The organism is Pedococcus ginsenosidimutans (genome assembly GCF_039544395.1).
In the GTDB taxonomy this organism is placed as follows: domain Bacteria; phylum Actinomycetota; class Actinomycetes; order Actinomycetales; family Dermatophilaceae; genus Pedococcus; species Pedococcus ginsenosidimutans.
The window spans coordinates 37,823-62,644 of the sequence record NZ_BAABLO010000003.1; the positions used below are offsets into that span (position 1 = coordinate 37,823).

Below are 24,822 nucleotides of genomic sequence, written 5' to 3' on the forward strand. Positions count from 1 at the left end.
GTCGGACGGCACAGACAGCCATGGGGGAACGATGCTCAACCCGTTCGAGATCGGCAGCGTCAACGTCCTCGAGGTGGTCACCGTGGCGTTGCTCGCCGGCGCAGCCGCCCTGGTGCTCTCGCGGGGACGGAATGCCCGCTGGGCCAGGCGCGCCGCCGCGGGCGTCGGCCTCCTCGCGCTCTCCCGCCTCCTCGGGATCCTCGCCCTCCAGTGGCTGCTGTGGGAGCGGCAGACCGCCATGGTCGAGAAGGTGCGCGCCTACTCGTGGATGCAGGCCGGCCTGTGGCTGCTGAGCACGGCCGGGCTCGTGCTGCTGGTCGTGGCCGTGCTGACTCAGCGAGAGGCACCGGTGCCCGGCTCGGACGCGCCGTACGCCCAGGCTCAGGCGGAGTAGACGAGGGCGGTGGCGATGGCGGCGACGCCCTCGCCGCGCCCGGTGAGGCCCAGGCCGTCGGTGGTGGTGCCGCTGAGCGAGACCGGGGCGTCGACGGAGGCCGACATCGCCTGCTCCGCGAGGTGCCGCCGGGTCCCGATCTTCGGACGGTTGCCGATGACCTGGACCGCCACGTTGCCGACCTCGAACCCGGCCTCGCGGACCAGCCGGGCAGCCTCCGCGAGCAGGGTCCGCCCCGACGCACCCGCGAGCTCGGGCCGGTCGGTGCCGAAGTGCAGGCCGAGGTCACCCAGCCCCGCCGCCGAGAACAGGGCGTCGCACGCCGCGTGACACGCCACATCAGCGTCGGAGTGGCCCTCGAGCCCGGTCTCGCCGGGCCACAGCAGGCCGGCGACCCACAGCTCCCGGCCCGGGTCGGTGGAGAAGCCGTGGACGTCGACCCCGATCCCGCTGCGCGGCATCCCTGGCTTGACCATGCCGCCATCCAACCACCGTCGGCGGTAAACCGGTGGACACCGACAGCGCGGCGGATAGCGTTGCCGCGCATGAGCGACCCCCTGCAGATCCCCGTCCTGTCCGGCGACCTGGTGACGCTGCGCCCCCACCGGGAGTCAGACCTCGACGCCGTCTACGAACGGTGCCTGGACGAGGACACCCGGCGGTTCACGACGATCCCGCTCGAGTACACCCCCGAGATGGCGAAGGAGTACCTCACCGGGCTGCTCGACCCGTCGGAGGCGATGATCTCCTGGGCCATCGAGGTGGACGGGTCCTACGCCGGCACGATCGACCTGCGGCGCATGCCGGTCGACGCGGGTGCAGGCGACCTGGGCTACGTCACCCACCCCGCCTTCCGCGGGCGCGGTGTCATGAGCGAGGCCGTGCGCCTGGCCGTCCGCCACGCCTTCCTGGGACTCGGCTGGCAGACGGTGCGGTGGCAGGCGCATGCCGGCAACTGGGGCAGCGCCAAGGCGGTGTGGCGCAACGGCTTCCCGCTGCCGACCCGGGTGCCCGACCTGCTCGTCGAGCGCGGCGCCCTCGTGGACGGCTGGATCAGCACGCTCCACGCACCGGCGCCGACGGGTCCCGTCGTGTCCTGGGACGAGCTGCGGGCCGCCCTCGGGGACCCTGCCTGACCTAGGCGTCGTCGAGGTGCCGCTGGGCGGTCGCCAGGTCGTCGGGGGTCGTCACCTTGAACGCCATGCGTTCCCCCTCGACCACCCGCACGTGGCCGCCGGCGGCCTCGACGAGCGCCGCGTCGTCGGTGGCGACCACGCCTGCAGCGTGCGCGTGCTCGAGCACCTCGCGCAGGAACGCCTGCGGGGTCTGTACGGCGCGCAGCCCGGCCCGGTCGGGCGTCGCCACGACCACCCCGTGGGCGTCCACCTGCTTGATCGTGTCGGCCACCGGCAGGCCCGGGACCACGGCGGGGTGGCCTGAGCGCACCTCGTGGACCAGCCGGGTGAACAGCGACGACGGCGCCAGGCACCGCGCGGCGTCGTGGACCAGGACGATGCCGTCGTCCGGACGCAGGGCGCGCAGACCCGCGGCCACGGAGTCGGTGCGTTCCGCCCCGCCGGCCACCACGTCGACGTCCGCGGGCCGGGCGCTCCGGGACGCGACGACGCCCGCCTCCCGGAGGTGGGAGGCGGGCGCGACGATGATGACGTGGGAGACCTCAGGTGCCCCGAGAGCACGCTGCAGGGCGTGCTCGAGGAGCGATGCCCCACCCAGGGCGACGAACGCCTTGGGCTCGGCGGCGCCCAGCCTGGCCCCGCGGCCACCGGCCACGAGGATGACTGCGGCGCTCAGGAGGCGAGGACCTCGTCGAGGATGGCCTCGGCCTTGTCCTCGTTCGTCTTCTCGGCCAGGGCCAGCTCGGAGACGAGGATCTGGCGGGCCTTGGCGAGCATGCGCTTCTCACCGGCGGACAGGCCACGGTCCTTGTCTCGGCGCCACAGGTCGCGGACGACCTCGGCCACCTTGATGACGTCGCCGGAGGCGAGCTTCTCGAGGTTGGCCTTGTAGCGGCGCGACCAGTTGGTCGGCTCCTCGGTGTGGGGGGCGCGCAGGACGGCGAAGACCTTGTCGAGGCCCTCCTGTCCGACGACGTCCCGGACGCCGATGTCCTCGCAGTTCTCCGCAGGGACCTCGATCGTCAGGTCGCCCTGGGCCACCTTGAGCTTGAGGTAGATCTTCTCCTCGCCCTTGATCGTGCGGGTGTTGATTTCTTCGATCAGTGCAGCCCCGTGGTGGGGGTACACGACCGTCTCGCCGACCTTGAAAACCATGTGCTGTTTTCCCCTTTCGCGACCTCCAGAATATCACGACACGCCGGTACCGGGAAAGCCGGTGAAACTGCGTTTGTGCTGGTCAGGGGCGTGCAAATGCCTTGTCCGGCAACCAATTCGGTCTTGACAGAACCGCTGCCCGCGTGCAACGCGCACGGGTGCGCGCTCCCAAGCGGTGGCCCGGTAGGCTGTCCCCCGTGATGCGCCGAACCCCTCTGGCCGCCCGCTCCGCAGGCCGCCCCACGTCCCTGCGTCGACTCCTCCCCGTGGCCGCCGTGGGCGCCGCGCTCGCCCTGTCGGCGTGCCAGACGCAGTCGCCGGTGCAGACCGACAGCACCTACCAGCCCGCCGACGGCGTGGCGGTCGACCTCGGCCCGGTGCAGCTGCGCGACCTCGTGGTCATCAGCGACGGCAAGGACAAGCCGGGCGTCCTGTCCGCGTCCGTCAGCAACACCAGCGGCGACGCCCAGCGCCTGGCGTTCGCCCTGCCCCAGGGCCAGCCCGTCTACGCCGAGACCAAGGCCTACTCCGAGGAGCGGCTCTCCGACACCTCGCAGGTCCAGCTGCCGTCGGTGCCGGTCAACCCGGGTGACGTCATCACCCTGACGGTGCAGTCGCCCGCCGCCCCCGCAGCCGTGGTCGTGGTGCCCGTGCTGCCGGCCTCCGGCTACTACGCGACGCTGGCCCCGACGGCCGTCCCCTCCACGACCGCCAAGCCCTGACGCGGCCCGACGGCGGGTCGGCTCAGTCCGACTCGAACTTGTAGCCGAGCCCACGCACGGTGACGATGTACCGGGGCTCTGCCGGGTCCGGCTCGATCTTGGCGCGCAGCCGCTTCACGTGGACGTCAAGCGTCTTGGTGTCACCCACGTAGTCGCTGCCCCAAACCCGGTCGATGAGCTGCATCCGCGTGAGCACCCTGCCGGTGTTGCGCAGGAGCATCTCGAGCAGCTCGAACTCCTTGAGCGGCAGCTGCGTGGTGCTGCCGCCGACGGTGACGATGTGGCGCTCGACGTCCATGCGCACCGGGCCGGCCTCGATCGTGGCGGGCATGAGGTCCTCGGGCTCGGACAGGCGCCGGAGCACCGCCTTGATGCGGGCGAGGAGCTCGCGCGAGGAGTACGGCTTGGTGACGTAGTCGTCGGCGCCGATCTCGAGGCCCACGACCTTGTCGATCTCGCTGTCCTTGGCCGTGAGCATGATGACCGGGACGTTGGACCGCTGGCGCAACGCCCGGCACACCTCGGTGCCGGACAGCCCGGGCAGCATGAGGTCGAGCAGGACCAGATCGGCGCCGGCGCGATCGAAGTCCTCGAGGGCGTCGGGCCCCGTCTCGGCGACGGCCACCTCGTACCCCTCCTTGCGCAGGAGGTAGGACAGCGGGTCCGAGAACGAGACCTCGTCCTCGACGACCAGGATGCGGGTCATGCGCGGGGTTCTCCTTGGTGCTGGTCCGGTGCCGCGGAGGCGGCGACCGGCTGCGGGTGGTCGGGGTTTGCGCCGCCGGAGCGGTCCGCGGCGGCGGGGAGCCGGATGGTGAAGGTCGAGCCCCGGCCCTCCTCGCTCCAGACCGTGACGTCACCGCCGTGGTTGGCGCAGATGTGCTTGACGATGGCGAGGCCGAGACCGGTGCCACCGGTCGCGCGCGACCGGGCCGCGTCCACACGGTAGAAGCGCTCGAAGATGCGGTGCTGCTCGGCCTCGGGGATGCCCTGGCCCTGGTCGGTGACCGTGACCTCGACCATCTCGCCGTTGAGCCGGCCACCCACGGCGACCCGGGTGCCGGGTTCGGAGTAGGCGACGGCGTTGCCCACGAGGTTGCGGACCGCCGTGACGAGGAGGTCCTCGTCACCGAAGACCTTGAGGTCGGGCGCGCACGCCTCCGCGATCTCGATCTGCTTGGCGTCGGCGCCGACCCGCGAGTAGTCGATGGCCTCGTGCACCGCGGCGGTCACGTCGACCAGTCGCGGTTCGTGCAGGGTGTCGGCGACCTGCAGGCGCGACAGGTCGACGATCTCCTTGACCAGCCGGGCCAGCCGGTGGCTCTCGACCTGCATGCGGCTGGCGAACCGCTCGACCGCCTCGGGGTCGTCCCTGGCGTCGAGGATCGCCTCGGCAAGCAGGCCGAGGCCTCCCACGGGCGTCTTGAGCTCGTGGCTGACGTTGGCCACGAAGTCGCGGCGGACCTCCTCGACCCGGCGGGCCTGGGTGTGGTCCTCGACCAGCAGCAGGATGTGGTTGGCGCCCAGCGGGGCGACCCGGGCCTGCATGATCGAGCGTCCCTGGCCCAGCGGGCCCCGCGGCAGCTCGAGCTGCGCCTCGCGGATCACCCCGTCGCGCCGCACCTGCCGCGCGAGGTGCCGCAGCTCGCCGTGGACGAGCTCGCTCCCGCGCACGAGCCCGTAGGCGACGGCAGCGGGCGAGGTCTTGATCACCGCGTCGGCGGAGTCGACGACGATGGCGCTCGAGCGGAGTACGGCGAGCACGTCACCGACACCGGCGGGGATGGGCGCGGGCGCCGGCCGCGGCGGCACGCTGCGCTGCTGGCGCTCGGAGTAGCGCACCGCGACGACCGCGAGCGCACCGGTCAGCAGGCCGGCGAACCCGGCCAGCACGGCAGCAGTGGTCGCATCCACGATCCCAATGTACGGTGCGCGCCATACCGCCCAGCGCAGGAAGACGGGCCCTCGAGCGCACGTCCCCCAGATGTTCACCTGAGGTCACCCGACCGTTCACTGCCCCGTGGGAGCCTCGGCTCGCACGCACCGCCGCACTCACGCTAGGGAAGTAATGCGCGACGCATTCCACGAGGACCTCGACACGATCTCCGACCAGCTGGTCGAGATGACCCGCCTTGCGGGCTCCGCGATGTCCCGGGCCACCACCGCCCTCCTCGACGCCGACATCCAGATCGCCGAGTCGGTCATCGAGGCCGACAAGGAGCTCGACCGCATGCGCGAGGACCTCGACGCGCTCTCGGTCGACCTCCTCGCCCGCCAGCAGCCGGTCGCCACCGACCTGCGCATGGTCGTGACGTCGATGAGGATGAGCGCCGACCTCGAGCGCATGGGCGACCTCGCCCGCCACGTCGCCAAGGTCGCCCGCCTGCGCTACCCCGACTCGGCCGTCCCGGCCGACGTCCACGCGACGATCCTGCAGATGGGCCAGGTCGCCCAGCGCATCGTCGCCAAGTGTGGTCAGGTCATCGCGGCCAAGGACGTCGAGGAGGCCAAGACCCTCGAGCGCGACGACGACGCGATGGACGAGCTGCACCGCACGCTGTTCAGCCACCTCATCGACGGGTCGTGGAAGCACGGCACCGAGGCGGCGGTCGACATGACGCTGGTCGGGCGCTACTACGAGCGGTTCGCCGACCACGCCGTCTCGGTGGCCCACCGGGTCGTCTACCTCGTCACCGGCGAGTGGGACGTCGCCGAGGACCACGAGGAGCAGGAAGACCAGCCCACCACCCGCCCGTGACCCCGGCACCCCTGCGAAACGCCGGTTGCCCGGCAAGAGGTGGGTCCTGAACCCGACTCTTGCCGGGCAACCGGCGTTTTGCGGGGTCGTCCCGCAAAAAGAGTCCGAAACCTCTCAACCTGGGGGATGCTGACCCGCGTCTAGGAGTCAGGTGCCGACACCAGGTCGGCCGGCGCGAGGGGGACCCCAGTGGATGCGGACGGCGAGGAGGAGTTCCGCCAGTTCGTGCAGGCGCGGTGGCACTCACTGGTGCGCACGGCGTTCCTGCTCACCGGTGACCAGGGACGGGCCGAGGACCTCGTGCAGACGGTCCTGGTCAGGGTGCACCGGCGCTGGCAGCACGTGAGCCACTCGGGCTCGCCCTACGCCTACACCCGGGCCGCCCTCGCCAACGAGTCCGCCTCGTGGTGGCGCCGCCGGCGGGTCGCCGAGACCCTCGGCGAGGTCCCCGCCCACGCCGACCGGGCGCACGGTGACGCGTACGCCGCGTACGACACCCGTGACGAGGTCGCCCGCGCGGTCCTCGCCCTCCCCCCGCGGATGCGGGCGGTGGTGGTGCTGCGCTACTTCGACGACCTCTCCGAGGCCGACACGGCCGAGGCGCTCGGCATGTCGACCGGCTCCGTGAAGAGCCAGGCGTCCCGCGGTCTCGACCGCCTCCGCACCGTCCTCCAGCAGACCCAGGGCACCCCCGAGAGGAGCCTGTCGTGAGCATCGAGACCCAGCTTCGCGAGGCGCTGTCCGCCCGCGCCGACGACGTCGACGGACCCGCCTTCGACCCCTACGAGCGCGTGGCCGGCGCCGTGGTCACCCACCGCCGTCGCCGCCGGGCCGCCGCCGTCGGCACCGTGGCGGCGCTGGCTGCCGTCGCCGTGCTGGTGCCGTCGCTGGTCCGCGGCGACGACCACCGCACCACCCCGGCCAAGCACACCCAGGTCGTGCCGGGACCGAGCGACCCCCGGTGGAAGTCGCTGTCCACCTGGCCCCTGCGCGGCTCCCTCGCGAAGGACACGGCTCTCGTCCAGGCGGTCGCCGACCGGTTCGGCACCCAGCACGTGCTGTACGCCGCGGACCTGCCGACCTCGCGGGTCGTCGTCGGCTGGGACCCCGAGGCCGACACCGACGGGAAGCTGACGATGTACTCCGGCCCCCGCGGGGGTTCCGCCGACACCCTCGCGCTGGTGTCGTCCGACGGCGGTGGGCTCGGGGACGCCGTGACCATCCGCGAGCACGCCGACACCAACTCGACCCTCGTCGTGCTGGCGCGACCGGGTGTCACCGAGGCGGCTGTCTCGGCGTCCGTGCAGATCGGGACCGACGGCTCGGTGACCCGTGACGCCTTCCGCCCGGTCGACCTCACCGACGGCATGTACGTCGGCCCCCTGGAGGGCTCACCCGCCACCCTGACGCGGGTCCGCGTGGGCGATGCCGCCGCGGGACGGGTCTCGCTGATGGCGCCGGCCACCGAGGCGCCCCAGGTCGACCAGGGCTCGGTCTGCCTGAACTGCAAGGGCGAGGACTTCCGGGTGAAGGCCGAGGCTGGGATGGGCGCCGGGGTCGCGATCAACCTGGGCCTGCGTCCCCAGGACGTCACGACGACCACGCGCTACTTCGGGGTCATCGACCCGGCGACCGCCCACCGGCTGTGGGTCGGCGACACGGATGTCCCCGGCGCCGTCACGCGGCTGATGGTCACCGACTCGACGCTCCCTGGTGGGCAGGTGCTGCGCAGCGCGCTCGTCGTCGTCACGGCCAAGGACGGGAGTGCCGCCTCGACGATCGAGCTGGCGACGGGGGTCCCCATCGATGCCGCCACCGCCGAGAGCCACCCGTTCGTGGTCCGGAGCTCCGGACCGGAGACCTCGACGATGTCGTACGAGGTATTCGCACCGGGTGCGGCGAAGGTGCGCCTGGTGTCGCCGACCTCCCCGACCATCTACCCGCCCACCGAGATGCTCACGCTGCGCAACGGGACGGCCCTCGCGACCACGCCGTCGTGGTCGGACCAGTCCACGCCGTACGAGGTCGAGGCCTACGCCGCCGACGGGAGCCTGCTCGGGCGCTGGCCGGTCGACCTGCCGAGCGAGGACGTCTGGACCGAGGGCACCAGGCCCTGACGTCGGGGACCTAGCGGCCCTGGTTGGCCACGGCCGCCGCCGCCTCGGCGGCGGCCACGGGGTCGAGGTACTCCCCCGGCCGGGTGGGCATGAAGTCGTCACCGAGGGTGTAGACCAGCGGCTGGCCGGTCGGGATGTTGAGGCCGGCGATGTCCTCGTCGCTGATCTGGTCGAGGTGCTTGACCAGGGCGCGCAGGCTGTTGCCGTGGGCCGTGACCAGCACCGTCTCACCGGCCCGCAGGTCGTCCTGGATGGCGCCCTCCCAGTAGGGCATCATCCGGGCGATGACGTCCTTGAGGCACTCGGTGCGGGGCACGTCGACGCCGGCGTAGCGCGGGTCGCCGGTCTGGTCGAACTCCGAGCCGACCTCGATCGGCGGCGGCGGGGTGTCGAACGAGCGGCGCCACAGCATGAACTGCTCGTCGCCGTACTTCTCGCGGGTGGCCGCCTTGTCGAGGCCCTGGAGGGCTCCGTAGTGCCGCTCGTTGAGCCGCCAGTCGCGGCGCACCGGGATCCAGTGGCGGTCGGCGGCGTCGAGCGCGAGGTTGGCGGTGGTGATCGCGCGGCGCAGCACCGAGGTGTGCACGACGGTCGGCAGCACTCCCTTGTCCTTCAACAGCTTTCCGCCGTCGACGGCCTCCTGCCTCCCCTGGTCGTTGAGGTCGACGTCGACCCAGCCCGTGAAGAGGTTCTTGGCGTTCCACTCGGAGTGGCCGTGGCGCAGGAGGATGAGCGTGTATGCCATGGGAGCCAGCCTAGTGACCGGTGGCAGCCGTGCGCAGGGCCCGTCCGGCGCCGGGGTGGGGATCCCGCCTCAGGCGGGCGAGGGGGCCGGGTCGCCGGGCCGCGCGAGCAGGTGCCGGAAGGCCTCGAGGTTGCGCAGTGACTCACCGCGCGAGACCCGCCAGTCCCACTCCTTGCGCATGCTGGTGATGAAGCCGATCGCGAGGAGCTCGTTGAAGTGCGAGTCGGCTGCGTCGAGCAGCGCCCCGACGAGCTGGTCGAGGTAGGCGGCGTCCACCCCGGCCGCGGGGAGCCTGCCGGTCACGTAGACGTCACCGGACCCGTCCACCGCGTAGGCGAGGCCGGGCAGGCGGAGGTTCTTGCGCAGCAGGTAGCGGTAGAACTCCTCGTGGTTCTCGTCCGGGTTGCGGATGACGAAGGCCGACACCGACAGCGCGTCGGCACCGACGACGAGCGAGACCACCGTCTTGAGCTTCTTCTCCCCGGGCAGCGTCACGACGTACTCGCCCCGTCTGGCCCCGGGCTCCCACTCCAGCCCGGCCTCGTGGAGGAACTCCTCGACCACACCATCCAGCCGGGTCACGGGACCACCGCCGCCGGGACACCCTCGAGCGCAGCCTGGGGCTGGGGCGGCTCCTGGGAACGGGCACGAGCCCTCTTCGCCTCGACGTAGACCTCGTACAGGCGCTCCGCCGTGCGGTCCCACCCGAACAGCGCCGCGTGCTCGACCGCCTTGCGCGACAAGGCATCTCGGCGCTGCGGGTCCAGCAGCAGCTCCTCCAGGGCGTCGGCCCACACCGGTGTGTCGTGACCGTCCACGAGCACCCCCGCCTCACCGACCGCGGACGGCAGGCCACCCACCCGTGCGGCCACCACCGGCGTGCCGCAGGCCTGCGCCTCGACCGCCACGAGCCCGAAGGACTCGGAGTGGGAGGGCACCGCGACGAGGTCGGCGGCGCGGTACCACTGCGCGAGCTCGGTCCGCGGCACCGGCGGCACGAACCTGACCTGGCCCTCGATCCCCAGCGAGGTCGAGAGCTCCTGCAGCGACCGGGGGTGCGCCAGACCCGAACCGCTCGGGCCGCCGAGCACCGCGACGACCAGCTCCCCACGCCACTGCGGGTGCCGGGCCAGCAGCTCGGCTGCGGCCTCGACGAGCACCTCGGGCGCCTTGAGCGGCTGGATGCGCCCCACGAACAAGAGAACCTTGGCGTCGACGGGCAGGCCGACCTCCGCGCGCGCCCGGCGCTGGTCACCGGGCGAGAACAGAGTCAGGTCGACACCGGGGGGCACCACGACCACCTTCTCGGGCTCGGCGGAGTACAGCTCGATGAGCTCGGCCCGCTCGCCCGAGGTGTTGGCGATGAGGCGGTCCGCCGCCTCGACCACCTGGACCTCGCCGATCTCCCGCCCCGACGGCTCGGGGTCGTCACCGCCGGCGAGGTGCAGGTTCTTCACGCGCGCCATGGTGTGCATCGTGTGGACCAGCGGCACCTGCCACCGGTCGGCCGCGAGCCACCCCACCTGGCCCGACAGCCAGTAGTGGGAGTGGACGAGGCCGTAGTGGTCCTCCGGGGCGTGGGCGCCGGTGCGCATCACCCCTGCGGCGAAGGCGCAGAGCTGGCCCGGCAGGTCGTTCTTGCCGAGGCCCTCGTAGGGCCCGGCGGTCACGTGCCGGACGAGCACGCCTGGTTCGAGCTCGACAGTCGGCGGCAGGTCTGCAGTGGTGGTGCGGGTGAAGATCTCCACCTCGACGCCCCGCGCGGCGAGCTGGTGGGCGACCTCGACGACGTAGACGTTGAGCCCGCCCGCGTCACCGGTGCCCGGCTGCTCCAGAGGGGAGGTGTGCACGCTGAGCATGGCGACGCGGTCGATGCGGTCGCTGCTGGGCATGTCTCGAAGTCTGCCACCCGGCTGCCGGGTCGGCAGGCGAGGGGCACCCGGCCGGACGGCCGGCGTCAGCCGGAGGGCGACGGTGCCGGCTGCGGCCGGGCGAACGACGACACCGTGAGGAACGCCGCGTTGGACCAGACGTGGACGTCGATGCGCCCCTCGCCACGGACGTCGACCCCGCGCGCCACCCGTCCCGGCCCGACACCGATGTCGGTGCCGAGGTTGGTGGAGAAGGCGGCCTGACCCTCGACCGAGCTCGGCGCCAGCCACGCCGCCTTCTTCCGCAGGTTGACCGACGGCAGGGCCGGGCGGATGCCTGTCGTCAGCGGGCGGTGGTCGAGGTGCCACACGACCGCGTCGGCACCGTTGACGTCGACGCCGAGCCGGATCACCGAACCGGCGAGCTCCACCCGCATCACCAGCGGCAACGTCACCTCACCGTCGGACACGTGACCGAAGTAGGTGGCCCGCCCGGGCAGGAACGTGAGCTCGTCGATGGTGACGTTGCTGAGGACCCGGGTCACCTTCTCCTCGGTGTCGTCGCCCCGGCCCGTGGCACGCCCGTCGAGGGCGGACAGCATGGAGCCGCCGATCACCGTCTGCGTGAGCAGGTCCTCGCCGCGCAGGATCCGCAGCCCGTCGGGGTACAACGAGACCGAGACGCCGCCACCGAGGGTGGCCACGCCCTTGGCGTCGGCGGCCACGGTGAGCAGGCCCGGCGAGATGTCGTCGAACCCCTCGTCGCGCCCCAGCCACCCGGGGAGGTGCGTCGACAGGCCGAGCAGCGCGAGGGCCGCGAGCGAGGCCACGAGCGCGACCATGCTGCGGCTGATGTCGATCTCGCGCCTGGCCACGCCCTCACCCTAGGGGCGCGCCCTGCGGATGCCTGCCCGTACGCTTCCCTGCGTGGTGCGACAGCGACCGGTCGGGACGGTCACCCGGGGGACCACCAACCCCAACCGGCTGCGGCGCGTCGACCGCTGGCTCGCCGGACCGCAGGCCTGGCGCCTGCGTCAGCCCGGCCCGCCGCCCGTGGTCGTCGACCTCGGGTACGGCGCGTCGCCGGTCACCGCGGTCGAGCTGCACGACCGGCTGCGCCGGGTGCGCTCCGACGTCGAGGTCGTCGGGATCGAGATCGACCCGGAGCGCGTGGCCCTGGGGCAGGCCCTGGCGCGGGACGGCCTGTCGTTCGCGCTGGGCGGGTTCGAGGTGCCGCTGACCGGCGGTCGACGGGCCACGGTCGTGCGCGCGTTCAACGTGCTGCGCCAGTACGACGAGGCGCAGGTCGCCCCGGCGTGGGCCACCGTCCGGGACCGTCTCACCCCGGACGGGCTCCTCGTCGACGGCACCTGCGACGAGCTCGGACGGCGCAGCACCTGGGTGGCGGTCGACCGCGACGGGCCGCTGTCGCTGACCCTGTCGTGGCGGCTGCGCGGGCTGGAGTCACCCTCCGACGTCGCCGAGCGGCTGCCGAAGGCCCTCATCCACCGCAACGTGCCGGGCGAGGCCGTGCACGGCTGGCTCGCCGCCCTGGACCGGTCGTGGTCGCACGCGGCCCACCACGCCAGCTTCGGCCGGCGGCAACGGTTCATCGCGACCGTGTCGGCCCTGCGGGACGAGGGGTGGCCGGTGCTCGACGGCCCGAGCCGCTGGCGGCTCGGCGAGGTCACCGTCGCCTGGGACGCCGTCCGGCCCGCCGGGGGTCAGCGCGCGTAGTCGTCGTCGAGGCGCACGATGTCGGCCTCGTCGAAGTCGCCGAACGCCACCTCGAGCATGCGGGCGGGCGCGTCCCCCTTGTTGGCCATGCGGTGGACCGCACCCTGGGGTGCCCACACCTTCTCGCCCGGCTGGGCGCTCCACGTGCGGTCACCCACGGTGACCTCCATCGGGCCGTCGAGGACCTGCCAGAACTCACCGCGGTGCTCGTGCGTCTGCAGCGAGAGCCGGTGGCCGGGCTCGACGGTGATGATCTTGACCGTCACCCGCTCGTTGGAGACGAACTGCTCGAACTGACCCCAGGGCCGTTCCTGGACGAAGACCTCCGCGCGCGGGTCGCGCATGCCCATCCCCTTGTCTGCCACCGCGGTCACCACGGTCCGTACGGTCCCATGTGCTGGCCCCCGCCCCCGCGTCCCACCATCTGCCGCAGCGCGGGACGCACGTCGGCCAGGTAGATCGCGGCGCCGACGAAGGCGATGAGGCCGATCGAGAAGATCCGACCCGAGGCCCCCAGCGACACGAACCCGAGCAGGACGGCAACGGCCAGGATGATCGTCCAGAACTGCTTCGTGCGCTTGCCTGCCGCGGCGTAGACCTCCGGCTTGTAGCGCAGCGCGTCGACCAGGGCGAAGACCTCGGCCACGAACGCCACGAGGCTGAGCAGCGCCGTCACGACGGCCTGCAGGCTTCCGAGTGTCCCGAACATGGAGGACAGCCTAGACGTCAGACGTCGACGACCAGGGTCACCGGCCCGTCGTTGACCAGGGCGACGTCCATCATGGCGCCGAACCGGCCGGTCTCGACCTCGACCCCGCGTGACCGCAGGGCCTCGACGACCGCGTCGACCAGGGGTTCGGCGACCGGCCCGGGCGCGGCGTTGCCCCAGGACGGGCGGCGCCCCTTGCGGGTGTCGGCGTAGAGGGTGAACTGGCTCACCACGAGCACCGGAGCCCCCACGTCGACGACGGAACGCTCCTCGCGCAGGATCCGCAGCTCGCTGATCTTGCGCGCCAACGTCTCGGCCTGCGCGGGCCCGTCGTCGTGGGTGACGCCGACGAGCGCCAGCAGCCCCGGGCGGTCGATCGCGCCGACGACGACCCCGTCGACGGTCACCGAGGCACTGCTCACCCGCTGCAGGACTGCGCGCACGGCAGGTCAGCTCCCCCGGGCGCTCAGATGTTGACGGCGACGATGGCGCCGACCGGCTCGCCGTGGCCGAGCACCGGCGAGTGCTCGAGCTGGGCGAGGGCCGGGGACTCCACGCCGAGGCGGCGCAGGGCGGCCGCGAGGATGACCGGCTTGGCCCGCGGGTAGCCGTCGGCGACCTTGAGGGCGACGCCGCGCCCGTCGGCCAGCCCCACGGCGTACACGGACTCGGCGCCGTCCTTGGCGATGAGGCCCGGCGTGTGCTCGATGAGGGCGGTGACGTCGCGCCCGGTACCGCCGAGGTAGGCGGGGTTGGCACGGATGGCGTCGGCCACCTCGGCCTCGTGGGTGCCGGCCGGCGCGGAGGCCATCCGCCCGAAGGCGCGGGCCAGGCCCGCGAGGGTCACGGCCATCACGGGCGCCCCGCAGCCGTCGACCGCGGTCGAGGTGATCTCGTCACCGGTCAGCTCGGCCAGCGTCTCGGCGATGGCCTGCTGCAGGGGGTGGGACGGGTCGCGGTACGTCGCGGTGTCCCACCCGTTCACGACGCAGGTCGCCAGCATCGCGGCGTGCTTGCCCGAGCAGTTCTGCGTGATCGGCAGCTTGCCACCGCCGCTGCGCAGCACGGCCTCCCGCGCGTCGTCGTTGACCGGGTAGTCGGGGGTGTTCTGGAGGGCGCCCTCGGTGAGCCCGACGGATGCGAGCATCTCGCGCACCGCGGTGAGGTGGAAGTCCTCGCCGGAGTGGCTCGCCGACGCGATGGCCAGGTGGTGTGCCGGCATCCGCAGCCCTGCGCGGACCATCGCCAGCGTCTGCACCGGCTTGTTGGACGACCGTGGGAACACCGGGTCGTCGACGGCGCCGAGGGCGAGCAGGTGCTCCCCGTCGGGGGCGGTGGCGACCACCGACGCGCGGTGGGCCGACTCCACGAACCCGCCACGCACGTAGTGCGCGAGGACGGGGGCGTCGTCGAGGGCGGGCGGGGTGGCGGTGGTCGGCGTGCTCACCCGACGAGCCTAGCCACGACCCGCGGACGGCGGACGGCCCCCACCCCGGGTCGGGGTGGGGGCCGTCGCGGCTCTGCCCAGGGGCAGGACGGTGGTCAGTCGCCGACCTTCGCCGCGGTGGTCGCGGTGGCCTTCTTGGCGGTGGACGCGGTCTTCTTCGCGCCGGTCGTCGCGCGCTTGGTGGCGGACTTCGTGGCGGTGGCGGACTTCTTCGTGGTCGTCGAGGTGCGCTTGGCAGCCGTACGGGTGCGCTTGGCGGACGCCTTGGCCGCGGTGGCGACCTCGGCGGTCTCGGCCGCGACCGAACCCGCGACGGTGTCGGCGACCGTGGCGGCCTCCTTGCGACCGGTGGTCAGCGTGGCCTTGGCCGAGCGCTGGATCTCGGTGGCGGACTTGCGCACCGTGGTGACGGCACCCTTGCCGAGGGCGACCGTGGTCTCCGCCTGGGCGATGAGGTCCTGGGTGGCCTTCTGGGTGCGGACGCGCTTGACGAGCTTCTCGCCGCGGGCGGCGACGGTCTCGTAGGACTCCTGCGCCTTGCCGGCCAGCTCGAGGCTGCGGTTGAGGGCGAGGGCCGGCAGCTCCTGCGCCTGCTCGGCGACGCCGAGCACGCGGGACTGCGCGCGGGTCTGGATGACGGCCGGGTCGAGGTCGGCAGCCAGCTCGGCGCGCAGGGCCGAGGTGCGGGCGGTGGCGCGGGTGCGGGCTTCGCGCACCTTCTCGACGGCCAGGTCGGTCAGGCCCACGGCGGCGAACACCGGGGTCGTGTCGATGACGTTCTTGCGGATGTCGGCAACGAGTGCCATGTCATTCTCCTTCGGTGCGGGTGGTGGAGCTCTTGGGTGCACGGGGGGCGGCCTTGCGCGTGCCGGGGGTCGCGGCCTTGCGGCTGCCACCCGACGTCGCGGCCTTGCGCGTGCCGGTGCGGACGCGGGTGCTCCTCGGGGCGGCGTCGCCACCGACGAACGAGTCGTAGATGTCCAGCAGGGCGGACTTCTGGCGGGCGTTGAGTCGCGGGTCGGCGCCGATGGCGGCCCGGGTGTCGGGCGCCTCGGCCTGGTGGCCCTGGCGCTCGTCGAGGATCCCTGCCCGCACGTAGAGCGACTCCGCGGAGACCTCGAGGCCCTTGGCGAGCTGCTGGAGGATCTCGGCGCTGGGCTTCTTCAGGCCCCGCTCGATCTGTGACAGGTAGGGGTTGGAGACCCCGGCCAGCTCGGACAGCTGGCGCAGCGAGAGCCTGGCGTTCTGGCGCTGCTCGCGCAGGTAGTCACCGAGGCTCTCACCTCCCAGCGGTCCCAGCGGTATCCGGCTCATGCCTCCAGTGTGCTTGCTCCAGTTAGCAGAATGCAAACTGGAGACAGCGTGACGGTGACCACACCCCATCCATCACCCCACTTCCCCGACTTATTGCCCGCCCGGCACCGAAATCGGGCCGGGAACGGGCTCGAGGCGCGGCGTACGGGCAATAAGTCGGGGAGGATGGGCGGGTCAGGCGGCGGGGCGGCGGTCCTTGACCCCCAGCAGCGCGCGGGCGTCGCCGGTCGACATCGCGGGACGCTGCATGAGCTCGGCGAGACGGGCGGCCCGCTCCACGAGCTCGCGGTTGTGCTGGACGGGCACACCCCGCGCGAACACCACGTTGTCCTCCATGCCCACCCGCAGGTGGCCACCAGCCGCGAGCGCGGCCGCGGCGATCGGCAGGTGCGTGCGCCCGATACCGGTCGCCGACCAGGAGGTGACCTCGGCGGGAAGCATCGAGACCCCGGCGACGAGGGCAGCGGGGGTGCCGGGCATGCCGCCAGGGACGCCGGTCACGAAGTCGACGTGCACCTTGCCGCCGAACGGCAGGCCGTGGGCGTCGATGAGGCGGGCGAGGGCGGCCACGTGGCCGAGGTCGAACAGCTCGAACTCCGGCACCACCTCCCGTTCCTGGGCCTGCACGTAGAGGTCGGACATGAACCCGTAGGGGTTGAGGAAGACGTCGTCGCCGAAGTTGGTCGTGCCGCAGGTGAGCGAGCAGGAGTCCGGCTCGGCATCCAGGACCGTCAGCCGCTGCTCGAGCGGGTCGTGGACGCTGCCGCCGGTCGAGAGCTGCACCACGAGCGAGGTCTGCTCGCGCAGCGCGTCGACGGCGGCCTTGAGGTGGCCGTGGTCGAGCGTGGGACGGTGCTCGGCGTCGCGGATGTGCAGGTGGATCATCGACGCCCCGGCCGCCTCGCAGGCGACAGCGGTCTCGACGAGCTCCTCGAGGGTCGTCGGCAGCTGCGGGAAGTCGCCCTTGGACAGCTCGGCGCCGGTCGGCGCGACGGTGATCAGGGTGCCGGGGGTCGTGGCCATGGCGGACATCATGGCAGCCCGCACGACCGCGATCACCCAGGACCGGTCAGGCCCGGTCAGGCCCGGTCAGGGCGCGACGACCTCCGTCTGCGCGCCGGCCACGCCGTCGACGAGCAGGGTCGCGTCGACCGGGGTGTTGCGCTTGACCAGGGCGAGCCCGATCGGCCCGTCCTCGTGGTGGCGGGCCACCGAGGTGAGGTGGCCGACCTGGCGGTCGTCGAGCAGCACGGGGGCACCGCGGTCGGGCAGCGTGTGGCCCGAGCCGTCGAGGTGCAGGAACACCAGGCGGCGCGGCGGCCGGCCGAGGTTGTGCACCCGGGCGATCGTCTCCTGGCCGCGGTAGCACCCCTTGTGCAGGTGGACGGCCGTCCGCAGCCAGTCGACCTCGTGGGGGATGGTGCGGTGGTCGGTCTCGAACCCGAACCGTGGACGCCAGGCAGCCACCCGCAGGGCCTCAGCCGCCCAGGTGCCGGCGAGGTCGCGGTCGCCCACGGCGTCATCGAGGTCGGCGACGGGCACGAGGACCTCGCGCCACGCACGGCCCTGCGCGGGGTGCCCCTCGACCGGGCCGTATGCCGCCGTGTCACCGACGAGGCCCGGCCACGGGTCACGCCACGCGAGCGGTTCGCCGGGGACCGACTCGGCGCCCGTGGGCTCACCGAGCACGGCCCAGTCGGCGGTGACGTCCGCGACCTCCACGCGCAGCATGAAGCGCATCGAGTCCAGCCACGCGGCGAGCGCCGGCGCCTGGCCCGGCTCCGTGGTGAGCCAGGTGGTCTCCCCGTCGTCGACCAGGTGCAGGTCGTGCTCCACGTGGCCCTTGGGCGTGAGGACCAGGACCTCACGGGACTCGCGCGCGGCGAGCCCGGAGAGGTGCTGGGTGGTGATCGAGTGCAGCCACGAGAGCCGGTCCGGCCCGGTGACCGTGACGACCCCACGGTGGGAGAGGTCGACGACGCCGAGGCCCTCACCGAGGAGCCGCTGCTCGCGCAGCGGGTCGCCGTAGTGTGCCGCGACGCCGGCGTCGGGGCCGTCTCCCTCGACCGCGCCGGGGCGCGACAGCAGGACGGACCTCGGGACGGCGGGGGTCACGTCGGGGTCGGCGGTGGGGGTGGTCCGGAGCTCGGTCATGGGGTGCCTGTCATGTTCGGTTCGCGCAGGTGGCGCACAGCCCGTGGACGGCCATGTGGGTCACGTCAGCAACAAAGCCCCGGGACTGCAGAACATTCCCGGCGAACCCGTCCGCGAGGGTGCGGTCGCACTGCTCGACGCGTCCGCAGGAGCGGCACACGAGGTGGATGTGGTCGGCGTGGTCGGCCAGGTGGTAGCTCGGGGCGCGGTGGTCGAGGTGCGTGTGGCCGACGACGTCGAGGGACTCCAGGGCCTCGAGGGCGCGGTAGACGGTCGAGGGCGCCAGGGCGGGTCCACCGTCGGCGCCCACCTTCTCGACGACGTCCTCGGGGGTCGCGTGCCCGAGGGTCGCCACGGCCTCCAGGACACGCTGCCGCTGGGGCGTCATCCGCCGCCCCTGGGCCCGCAGCCGCTCACCGACGTCGTCCACGGTGTCCACTGTACGGAGCGACCGGCACCCCCGGCGGGCGCGGGCGGCTCAGCCGACGCGCTTGAGCTCCGCGGAGACGTGGCTCTGCAGCTTCTGCCCCGCGGCGGCCATGTCCATGGCCCACAGGAGGTTGGAGTTGACGAGGCCGTAGAGGCGCGTCGCGGCGTTGTACTCCTTGGCGTGCGGGCTGCGCAGCACACCGTCGGTCCGCAGCTCGATCTTGGCCGGCTCGGCCTTGCCGAAGTAGAGCTCGACGATGCCCGTCGGGTGGGAGAGCAGCAGCTCGACCTCGCCGCCCTCCACGGGGCGCCAGAAGCCGAGCTCGGTGGCCAGCGGGCGCACCTGCTCGCCGGCCTCGTTGAGCAGCCAGGTCTGGCTGCGCCAGGTGAGGAACGGCCGGCCGTCGTGGCTGACCTCGATCTCCTGGCCGAAGTTCGCCGACTCGATGGTGGGGTAACCGACCACGCCGGCGCCCTCCCAGCGGCCGATCATCCAGGCCAGCGGCGCGAGCTCACGAGGCAGGTCGGTATCGAGGTGGAACACCATCAGCGGGGCGTCTTGACCAGGCGGTAGACGACGAACCCGGCGAACCAGGTGATGACGACGGCGGACGCCACGAGCAGCCCGATGTAGAAGATGTGCACGAGCCAGATCGTAGCCTGTGCCCCATGACGGCCCCCACAGCTCCGACCGCCCCGAGCACGCGCCTCGTGGTGAAGGCCACGTCCGGCACCGAGTCACCCGAGCGGCTCAACCAGGCCCTCACCGTCGCGGCCACTGCTGCGGCCAGCGGCGTCGACGTCAGCCTCTGGCTCACCGGCGATGCCACGTGGATGGCCGTGCCCGGTCGGGCGCAGGAGCTCGACCTGCCGCACGCCGCCGTAGCGAAGGACCTGGTCGACGCCGTGCTGGCCGCGGGCACGGTCACCGTCTGCGGGCAGTGCGCGGCGCGGCGCGACCTCACGGAGGCGGACCTCGTACCCGGTGCGGTGGTCCGCGGCGCGGCAGCGTTCGTCGAGGAGGTCATGGCGGCGGGGACCCAGGCCCTCGTCTACTGAGCCGGGGCGCGCCCCGGCTCAGTACCGAACAGAGCGGCGGCCGCACCCCACCAACTGGCTCAGGCGACGAAGTAGCGCACCACGACGTAGGCGACGACGCCGACCAGCAGCGACGACGACGCCCCCACGGCGAGCTGGGCCCGGGCCATGGCGGTCGCGGGGAGCACGGCCATGACGCGCCGCGCGGCGTGGGAGACCGCGGCGGCCAGGAGCCCGAGCAGGGCCGCGGGCCACAGCCGGGGGTGGTCCGCGACCACCGAGACGACCATGCCCGCGAGACCTCCCAGCACCATCGAGATGAACAGGGCCCACTGGCGCAGGAGCGGCACCTTGATGAGCGGGTCGGCCAGCACACCGACGCCCAGGCCGGCCATCGCGGCGGCCAGGGCGTGGTCGCCGTGGAGCACCTCCGGGATCGGGGCCAGGGCGATCCCGGCCGAGATCACGGCGAGGCCCGTGACGCTGGCCGAGACCGACTCCGCGAGGCGGGGCCGCCCGTCACGGCGCATCAGCTGGTGCAGGAACGCCGCGATCACGGACACGGCCATGGCCGCGGGCATCCACTGCAGGTAGGGGGCCTCGTCCGTGAGCAGCACCGCCGCGGTCATGAGGACGGTGCCGACGGCGAGGACGGTGCTGGTGCCGCGGGGGCTCGGAAGGCTGAGGAGCTGGGGCCAGCCCCATGCGAGGACGAGGCCCGCGAGCGCGACGGACACGGCGACGAAGCCCGGGCTGGCGTAGGAGGTGAGGCCGACGAGCGCGGCGAACGCCATCGTCGTGACCATGGTGAGCGGGCGTGCCAGGAGGGCCCGCCCCGGCAGCACCTGGGGGCCGCGCCGGCTGCTCGCGCGACGCTCCCGACGGGTCAGCGGCGCCGCGGCCTCCGGGGCCTGCTGCTGCTCGGGTACGTCGGACACAGCCCGCATCCTCGCATCACCCACCGGCGAAGGGCGGCAGGACCTCGAGGACGGACCCGTGCGCGACCGCTGCGCCACGGTCGACGGCCCTGCCGTCGAGCAGGAGCGTGCTGACGGCGGCCACGGGCTCCAGGTCGGGACGCCGCGCAGCCACGGCGGCGAGGGCCGCGCCCACGGTGGCGACGTCGGTGACCTCGTCCTGCTCCACGCCGGCTGCGGCGCGCGCGGCCGCCCAGTAGCGGACGGTCACCACGCTCGCGGTGCGGTCAGGCGGCGTACCCACTGCGCTCCCTCCTCGACCCGTCCCCGACGGGCACCCTGGACTCGTTCTGAGACGGGGGTCTCAGCATGTGTGCGCCGCGTCGGCGGCACCCCCGGCACCGTATCCTTCTCTGGCATGGCCCGTCTGCTGCTGCTGACCAACGCCCTGGCGCCCAGCGCCGAGGTGCTGCCGGCGCTGGGCCTGCTGTCGCACCACGTGCGGATCATCCCCGCCGAGCCGAGCGCCCTGGTCGATGCGCCGCCCGCGGACGCCGTGCTCCTGGACGCCCGGCGGGACCTCGCCGTGTCCCGCTCGCTGTGCCGCGTGCTGCGCGCGACAGGCATGTCGGTGCCGCTCATCGCGATCCTGACCGAGGGCGGCCTCGCCGGCATCACCGCGGAGTGGGGGGTCGACGAGGTGCTGCTCGAGTCCGCCGGTCCGGCTGAGGTCGAGGCCCGGCTCAGGCTCGCAGCCGGCCGGCTCCAGGACCTGCAGGAGCCCGACGAGGTCCAGATCACCTCCGGCGACGTCACCATCGACGAGGCGACCTACTCGGCCCGCGTCCGGGGGCGGCTGCTCGACCTGACGTACAAGGAGTTCGAGCTCCTCAAGTACCTCGCGCAGCACCCGGGCCGGGTGTTCAGCCGGGCCCAGCTCCTGCAGGAGGTCTGGGGCTACGACTACTACGGGGGCACCCGCACCGTGGACGTCCACGTCCGCCGCCTGCGCGCCAAGCTCGGCTCCGAGCACGAGGTGCTCATCGGGACCGTGCGCAACGTCGGCTACCGCTTCGTCCCGGCCGAGGACGTCCCCGCCGACGCCTGAGCCCTGCCCACCGGTCTCGTCGCCGGCTCCGGCCTGCTCCCCATCCTCCCAGCACGCGAATGGCGCCCCTCCGGCTGGAGGGGCGCCATTCGGCTGTGCTGCTCGGGTCAGCCGACGTTGATGCGCGTCAGCGGGCCGGGGGTGTACGGCGAGCTCGCCTCGAGGTAGTTGGCGAACGCGTCGATGTCCAGGCCGCCGTAGTAGACGTTGGTCCCCTTGGCCATGGTCGGGAAGTTGTCCCCACCGCCCTGGAGGAAGTTGTTCGTCACGATGCGGTAGGTCTGGGTGTCGACGAGCGGCTGGCCGTTCAGGGTGACCGCGCCGAGCGTGGTGCCCGAGTAGGTGTAGCTGAAGGCCTTGTTGACCTGGAGGATCTTCTTGCCGGTGCCGGCGTTCGAACCGCTCCACTGCTCGGTGAGCAGCTGCTTCACCTGCGCGCCGGTGAGGTCGAGCGACACGAGGTAGTTGTTGAACGGCTGGACCGTGAACGCCTCCTCGAAGGTCACGTCGCCGGGCGCCTCGCCGTAGGGGCTGTAGGCGTAGGTGAGGTCGGCGCGGATGCCGCCGGGGTTCATGAACGCGATCTCCGGCTTCCTGCCACCGGTGACGACCGACGGGTCGGCGAGCTGCGCGTCCGCGATGAGGTCACCGAGCTGGGACTCCCCACCGGGGTTGCCCGCGCGGGTGACGTCGGTGGCGATGCGGCCGAGCACGCGGCTGGCGATCGGACGGGCCAGGGCCGAGTAGTCGGTGATGATCTTGGTCTGTGCCGGGTCCTTCGGGACGTCACGCGAGACGACCATGTTGGCGCTCTTGACCGAGGTGCGGACGATGTCCTGGGTGCGACGGTCGTAGGTCAGGTCCGTGTCGGTGAAGAGACGGCCGAACGACGAGGCCGAGGTGACCATGCGCTGCTGGCCCTTCGGGTCCGGGACGTTGCACACGTACGGCTGGTGAGTGTGACCCGAGACGATCATGTCGATGGCCGGGTCGAGGCCCTTGGCGATCGGCAGGATCGGGCTGTCGGCGGCGAGGCTGCCACCCTTGGCGCAGGTGTAGTCGTAGGTCGGGTTGACCGTGTAGGGCTTGTTGTCCGGGCCGTACCAGACCTGCTGGTTCGGGGTGCCGCCCTGGTGGATGAGCACGACGATCGCGTTGACGCCCTGGCTCTTGAGGACCGGGACGAGCGCGTTCGCGGTGGCGACCTCGTCCTTGAACTGGAGCCCGGCCACACCGGCGGCGGTGACGATGGACGGGGTGTCCTTGAGCGTCATACCGATGAACCCGATCTTGGCGCCCTTGATGTTCTTGATCGTGTAGGGCGGCAGGATCGTCTTGTCGGTGCCGGAGTAGACGACGTTCGCGGCGAGGTAGTCGAAGTTGGCGCCGGTGAACGTCTTGCCGCCGGGGCAGGAGTCCTGGTTGTTCGCGCCGGCGCCGTCGTCGAGGCAGCCGCCGTTCGCCATCCGCTGGAGCTCCTTGTAGCCCTCGTCGAACTCGTGGTTGCCCACGGCGCTCGCGTCGAGGTGCAGGGCGTTCATGGCCTCGATGGTCGGCTCGTCGTGGAACGCGGCCGACAGGAACGGGGACGCACCGATGAGGTCGCCGGCGGCCACGGTCAGCGAGTAGGGGTGGCCCTTGCGGGCGTCGGCCAGGTGGGTGGCGAGGTACTCGGAGCCACCCGCGTCGGTGGTGACGTCGGCGGCCGAGACCACGCCCGTCTTCGGGTCGGTGACCAGCTTGTGGTCCGTGACGACCCGACCGCTGGAACCCGACGGCGCCTGCAGGTTGCCGTGGAAGTCGTTGAAGGACAGCAGCTGGATGTCCATGGTCGGGCCGTTCGCGGCGGCCTGCGAGCTGCCACCGACGAAGGCTGCTCCGGAGGCGGCCAGCGCAGCGACGGCGACCAGGCCGGACAGCCGCTTGGTGCGGGGTGAGGTCATGAATGCGTCCTTGTGCGGAAAGAGGTGGAACCGGCGGTAACCGGACCCGGTGCACGCTAACGGCGCGAACCCGTCAAGGGAAGATGCGTGGTGCAATGCTTTCCGTGCCTTCACCGCAGATCCGCCGCACCGACACCCTGACCGTCACCGAGCGCCAGCAGGTCCGTGACCTGCAGCGACGAGCGGCCGCCGAGGACGGGGTCAGCCCGCTGTCCGAGCAGACCCAGCTCAACCTGGCCGCCGGCCCCGGGCGCGTCCGGCACCTGCTCGCAGGCGCCGAAGGGCGGCTCGCCGGGTACGCGCAGCTCGACGACCCCGAGGCCCCCGACGCCTCCGGTGAGCTCGTCGTCGACCCCGGGTCCCGGCGGCAGGGGCTGGGCACCGCACTGGTCGAGGCGGTGCTGGGCGAGGCGCCCGGGGCGCGCCTGTGGTCCCACGGCCGGCTGCCGGCGGCGGCGGCCCTGGCCGCACGCACCGGGCTGGAGCCCGTCCGCGAGCTGCACAAGATGGCCCGGCCCCTCACCGCGGCCGACCTCGACCCCGTCGCAGTCGTCCTGCCCGAGGGCTTCAGCGCCAGGACGTTCGAGCCCGGCCGCGACGAGGAGCCCTGGCTGGCCACGAACGCCGCCGCCTTCGCCCACCACCCCGAGCAAGGCCGGATGACCCTGGACGACCTCCGCGACCGGATGGCCCAGCCGTGGTTCGACCCGGCCGGCTTCGTCATCGTCACGGCGGACGGGTCGCCCGACGAGGTGGCGGCGTTCCACTGGACCAAGGTCGACGAGGAGGACACCCCGGGGAGCGGGCGGGCCCACGGCGACGAGGGTCGCGAAGCGAGCCACACGGCCGGGCGGGCCCACGGCGGTGAGGGTCGCGAAGCGAGCCACACCGCCGGGGAGGTGTACGTCGTCGGGGTGCACCCGCGGTACCAGGGGCGGGGGCTCGGTCGCCCCCTGACCGCCCTGGGGCTGGCGCACCTCGCCTCCCTCGGGCTCGGCGAGGTGGAGCTGTACGTCGACGGCGACAACCGCGCCGCGATACACACCTACACGGCGCTCGGGTTCCGCAGCATCATGGTGGACGTCATGTATTCGCACGCAGTTCACGAACCACTGTCAGGATGAGCGC

32 protein-coding genes are annotated in these 24,822 nt (G+C 72.6%); 10 read left to right on the top strand and 22 right to left on the bottom strand.

The window, feature by feature from the left end:
• Positions 1-31 precede the first annotated feature (31 nt).
• Positions 32-394: a hypothetical protein gene (locus ABEA42_RS04565; protein ID WP_345501470.1), complete on the top strand. Its 363-nt coding sequence runs from the start codon at positions 32-34 to the stop codon at positions 392-394.
• Here ABEA42_RS04565 and ispF read toward each other — a convergent pair.
• Entirely contained in the window at positions 382-870 is a 489-nt protein-coding gene (ispF, locus tag ABEA42_RS04570) for a 2-C-methyl-D-erythritol 2,4-cyclodiphosphate synthase (RefSeq protein ID WP_345501472.1), read from the bottom strand. The genes ABEA42_RS04565 and ispF overlap by 13 nt on opposite strands.
• A gap of 69 nt (positions 871-939) precedes the next feature.
• On the opposite strand from ispF, the gene ABEA42_RS04575 reads away from it, so the two are divergent.
• Positions 940-1,530, top strand: coding sequence for a GNAT family N-acetyltransferase (locus ABEA42_RS04575; protein ID WP_345501474.1), 591 nt, complete (start codon positions 940-942; stop codon positions 1,528-1,530).
• Position 1,531: 1 nt separating this feature from the next.
• On the opposite strand, the gene ispD is transcribed toward ABEA42_RS04575, so the two are convergent.
• Both ispD and ABEA42_RS04585 read right to left on the bottom strand, forming a co-directional pair.
• Positions 1,532-2,185 (bottom strand): 2-C-methyl-D-erythritol 4-phosphate cytidylyltransferase, encoded by a 654-nt coding sequence (ispD, locus tag ABEA42_RS04580; RefSeq protein WP_345501475.1) that lies wholly within the window; start codon positions 2,183-2,185, stop codon positions 1,532-1,534.
• A 17-nt stretch (positions 2,186-2,202) separates the two neighbouring features.
• Positions 2,203-2,685 (bottom strand): CarD family transcriptional regulator, encoded by a 483-nt coding sequence (locus ABEA42_RS04585; protein WP_056884891.1) that lies wholly within the window; start codon positions 2,683-2,685, stop codon positions 2,203-2,205.
• 200 nt (positions 2,686-2,885) lie between these two features.
• Here ABEA42_RS04585 and ABEA42_RS04590 point away from each other — a divergent pair, with 200 nt between their 5' ends.
• Complete coding sequence (locus ABEA42_RS04590; RefSeq protein WP_345501477.1) at positions 2,886-3,407, top strand: hypothetical protein; 522 nt, start codon at positions 2,886-2,888, stop codon at positions 3,405-3,407.
• Positions 3,408-3,429: 22 nt separating this feature from the next.
• Here ABEA42_RS04590 and ABEA42_RS04595 read toward each other — a convergent pair whose 3' ends face one another.
• Positions 3,430-4,113 (bottom strand): response regulator transcription factor, encoded by a 684-nt coding sequence (locus ABEA42_RS04595; RefSeq protein ID WP_345501478.1) that lies wholly within the window; start codon positions 4,111-4,113, stop codon positions 3,430-3,432.
• Complete coding sequence (locus ABEA42_RS04600) at positions 4,110-5,321, bottom strand: sensor histidine kinase (RefSeq protein ID WP_345501480.1); 1,212 nt, start codon at positions 5,319-5,321, stop codon at positions 4,110-4,112. Before ABEA42_RS04600 ends, ABEA42_RS04595 begins: the two co-directional genes overlap by 4 nt.
• A 154-nt stretch (positions 5,322-5,475) precedes the next feature.
• Here ABEA42_RS04600 and phoU point away from each other — a divergent pair, with 154 nt between their 5' ends.
• From phoU to ABEA42_RS04615, 3 genes are all read left to right on the top strand, one after another.
• A complete protein-coding gene (gene phoU / locus ABEA42_RS04605) occupies positions 5,476-6,165 on the top strand; it encodes a phosphate signaling complex protein PhoU (RefSeq protein WP_345501481.1) in 690 nt (229 codons plus the stop codon).
• Between the two features lie 189 nt (positions 6,166-6,354).
• Positions 6,355-6,876 carry a SigE family RNA polymerase sigma factor gene (locus ABEA42_RS04610; protein ID WP_345501482.1) on the top strand — a complete coding sequence of 174 codons (522 nt, stop codon included), beginning with the start codon at positions 6,355-6,357 and terminating at the stop codon, positions 6,874-6,876.
• Entirely contained in the window at positions 6,873-8,282 is a 1,410-nt protein-coding gene (locus ABEA42_RS04615) for a hypothetical protein (protein WP_345501483.1), read from the top strand. Before ABEA42_RS04610 ends, ABEA42_RS04615 begins: the two co-directional genes overlap by 4 nt.
• A 10-nt stretch (positions 8,283-8,292) precedes the next feature.
• Here ABEA42_RS04615 and ABEA42_RS04620 read toward each other — a convergent pair whose 3' ends face one another.
• From ABEA42_RS04620 to ABEA42_RS04635, 4 genes are all read right to left on the bottom strand, one after another.
• On the bottom strand, positions 8,293-9,027 hold the full coding sequence (locus tag ABEA42_RS04620; RefSeq protein WP_345501484.1) for a phosphoglyceromutase: 735 nt from the start codon (positions 9,025-9,027) through the stop codon (positions 8,293-8,295).
• A 69-nt stretch (positions 9,028-9,096) separates the two neighbouring features.
• Positions 9,097-9,609: a YbjN domain-containing protein gene (locus tag ABEA42_RS04625; protein WP_345501485.1), complete on the bottom strand. Its 513-nt coding sequence runs from the start codon at positions 9,607-9,609 to the stop codon at positions 9,097-9,099.
• Positions 9,606-10,919 (bottom strand): D-inositol-3-phosphate glycosyltransferase, encoded by a 1,314-nt coding sequence (mshA, locus tag ABEA42_RS04630; protein ID WP_345501487.1) that lies wholly within the window; start codon positions 10,917-10,919, stop codon positions 9,606-9,608. The genes ABEA42_RS04625 and mshA overlap by 4 nt, the downstream gene beginning before the upstream one ends.
• Before the next feature lie 65 nt (positions 10,920-10,984).
• Positions 10,985-11,773 carry a hypothetical protein gene (locus ABEA42_RS04635; protein WP_345501488.1) on the bottom strand — a complete coding sequence of 263 codons (789 nt, stop codon included), beginning with the start codon at positions 11,771-11,773 and terminating at the stop codon, positions 10,985-10,987.
• Between the two features lie 28 nt (positions 11,774-11,801).
• Between ABEA42_RS04635 and ABEA42_RS04640 the strand changes: the two genes are divergently transcribed.
• The gene (locus tag ABEA42_RS04640; RefSeq protein ID WP_345501490.1) at positions 11,802-12,635 is read left to right on the top strand and encodes a class I SAM-dependent methyltransferase; all 834 of its coding nucleotides are present in this window, start codon (positions 11,802-11,804) and stop codon (positions 12,633-12,635) included.
• Here ABEA42_RS04640 and ABEA42_RS04645 read toward each other — a convergent pair.
• The 10 genes from ABEA42_RS04645 to ABEA42_RS04690 form a co-directional block, all read right to left on the bottom strand.
• On the bottom strand, positions 12,623-12,979 hold the full coding sequence (locus ABEA42_RS04645; protein WP_345501491.1) for a phosphomannose isomerase type II C-terminal cupin domain: 357 nt from the start codon (positions 12,977-12,979) through the stop codon (positions 12,623-12,625). The genes ABEA42_RS04640 and ABEA42_RS04645 overlap by 13 nt on opposite strands.
• Positions 12,980-13,005: 26 nt before the next feature.
• Positions 13,006-13,344 (bottom strand): DUF2516 family protein, encoded by a 339-nt coding sequence (locus ABEA42_RS04650; RefSeq protein ID WP_345501492.1) that lies wholly within the window; start codon positions 13,342-13,344, stop codon positions 13,006-13,008.
• 17 nt (positions 13,345-13,361) lie between these two features.
• On the bottom strand, positions 13,362-13,787 hold the full coding sequence (gene dtd / locus ABEA42_RS04655) for a D-aminoacyl-tRNA deacylase (protein ID WP_345501493.1): 426 nt from the start codon (positions 13,785-13,787) through the stop codon (positions 13,362-13,364).
• A gap of 23 nt (positions 13,788-13,810) precedes the next feature.
• Entirely contained in the window at positions 13,811-14,791 is a 981-nt protein-coding gene (locus ABEA42_RS04660; protein ID WP_345501495.1) for an asparaginase, read from the bottom strand.
• A 95-nt stretch (positions 14,792-14,886) separates the two neighbouring features.
• Positions 14,887-15,597, bottom strand: a complete 711-nt coding sequence (locus ABEA42_RS04665) for a hypothetical protein (protein ID WP_345501496.1) — start codon at positions 15,595-15,597, stop codon at positions 14,887-14,889.
• Position 15,598: 1 nt separating this feature from the next.
• Positions 15,599-16,105, bottom strand: a complete 507-nt coding sequence (locus ABEA42_RS04670; RefSeq protein ID WP_345501497.1) for a helix-turn-helix domain-containing protein — start codon at positions 16,103-16,105, stop codon at positions 15,599-15,601.
• Positions 16,106-16,279: 174 nt separating this feature from the next.
• Positions 16,280-17,128, bottom strand: a complete 849-nt coding sequence (locus ABEA42_RS04675; protein WP_345501498.1) for a beta-keto acid cleavage family enzyme — start codon at positions 17,126-17,128, stop codon at positions 16,280-16,282.
• A 66-nt stretch (positions 17,129-17,194) separates the two neighbouring features.
• On the bottom strand, positions 17,195-18,259 hold the full coding sequence (ygfZ, locus tag ABEA42_RS04680) for a CAF17-like 4Fe-4S cluster assembly/insertion protein YgfZ (RefSeq protein ID WP_345501499.1): 1,065 nt from the start codon (positions 18,257-18,259) through the stop codon (positions 17,195-17,197).
• 10 nt (positions 18,260-18,269) lie between these two features.
• Complete coding sequence (locus ABEA42_RS04685; RefSeq protein WP_345501501.1) at positions 18,270-18,689, bottom strand: Fur family transcriptional regulator; 420 nt, start codon at positions 18,687-18,689, stop codon at positions 18,270-18,272.
• A 48-nt stretch (positions 18,690-18,737) separates the two neighbouring features.
• A complete protein-coding gene (locus tag ABEA42_RS04690) occupies positions 18,738-19,235 on the bottom strand; it encodes a heme-binding beta-barrel domain-containing protein (protein WP_345501502.1) in 498 nt (165 codons plus the stop codon).
• Between the two features lie 122 nt (positions 19,236-19,357).
• On the opposite strand from ABEA42_RS04690, the gene ABEA42_RS04695 reads away from it, so the two are divergent.
• A complete protein-coding gene (locus ABEA42_RS04695; protein WP_345501504.1) occupies positions 19,358-19,747 on the top strand; it encodes a DsrE family protein in 390 nt (129 codons plus the stop codon).
• 59 nt (positions 19,748-19,806) lie between these two features.
• Here ABEA42_RS04695 and ABEA42_RS04700 read toward each other — a convergent pair whose 3' ends face one another.
• Together ABEA42_RS04700 and ABEA42_RS04705 are read right to left on the bottom strand one after the other, a co-directional pair.
• Positions 19,807-20,664, bottom strand: coding sequence for a hypothetical protein (locus ABEA42_RS04700; protein WP_345501505.1), 858 nt, complete (start codon positions 20,662-20,664; stop codon positions 19,807-19,809).
• 16 nt (positions 20,665-20,680) lie between these two features.
• The gene (locus tag ABEA42_RS04705; RefSeq protein WP_345501507.1) at positions 20,681-20,947 is read right to left on the bottom strand and encodes a MoaD/ThiS family protein; all 267 of its coding nucleotides are present in this window, start codon (positions 20,945-20,947) and stop codon (positions 20,681-20,683) included.
• Between the two features lie 114 nt (positions 20,948-21,061).
• Between ABEA42_RS04705 and ABEA42_RS04710 the strand changes: the two genes are divergently transcribed.
• On the top strand, positions 21,062-21,751 hold the full coding sequence (locus ABEA42_RS04710) for a winged helix-turn-helix transcriptional regulator (protein ID WP_345501508.1): 690 nt from the start codon (positions 21,062-21,064) through the stop codon (positions 21,749-21,751).
• Between the two features lie 107 nt (positions 21,752-21,858).
• Here ABEA42_RS04710 and ABEA42_RS04715 read toward each other — a convergent pair whose 3' ends face one another.
• The gene (locus ABEA42_RS04715) at positions 21,859-23,694 is read right to left on the bottom strand and encodes a bifunctional metallophosphatase/5'-nucleotidase (protein ID WP_345501510.1); all 1,836 of its coding nucleotides are present in this window, start codon (positions 23,692-23,694) and stop codon (positions 21,859-21,861) included.
• Positions 23,695-23,798: 104 nt separating this feature from the next.
• Between ABEA42_RS04715 and mshD the strand changes: the two genes are divergently transcribed.
• Positions 23,799-24,818, top strand: a complete 1,020-nt coding sequence (mshD, locus tag ABEA42_RS04720) for a mycothiol synthase (RefSeq protein WP_345501512.1) — start codon at positions 23,799-23,801, stop codon at positions 24,816-24,818.
• The last annotated feature ends 4 nt before the right edge of the window (positions 24,819-24,822 follow it).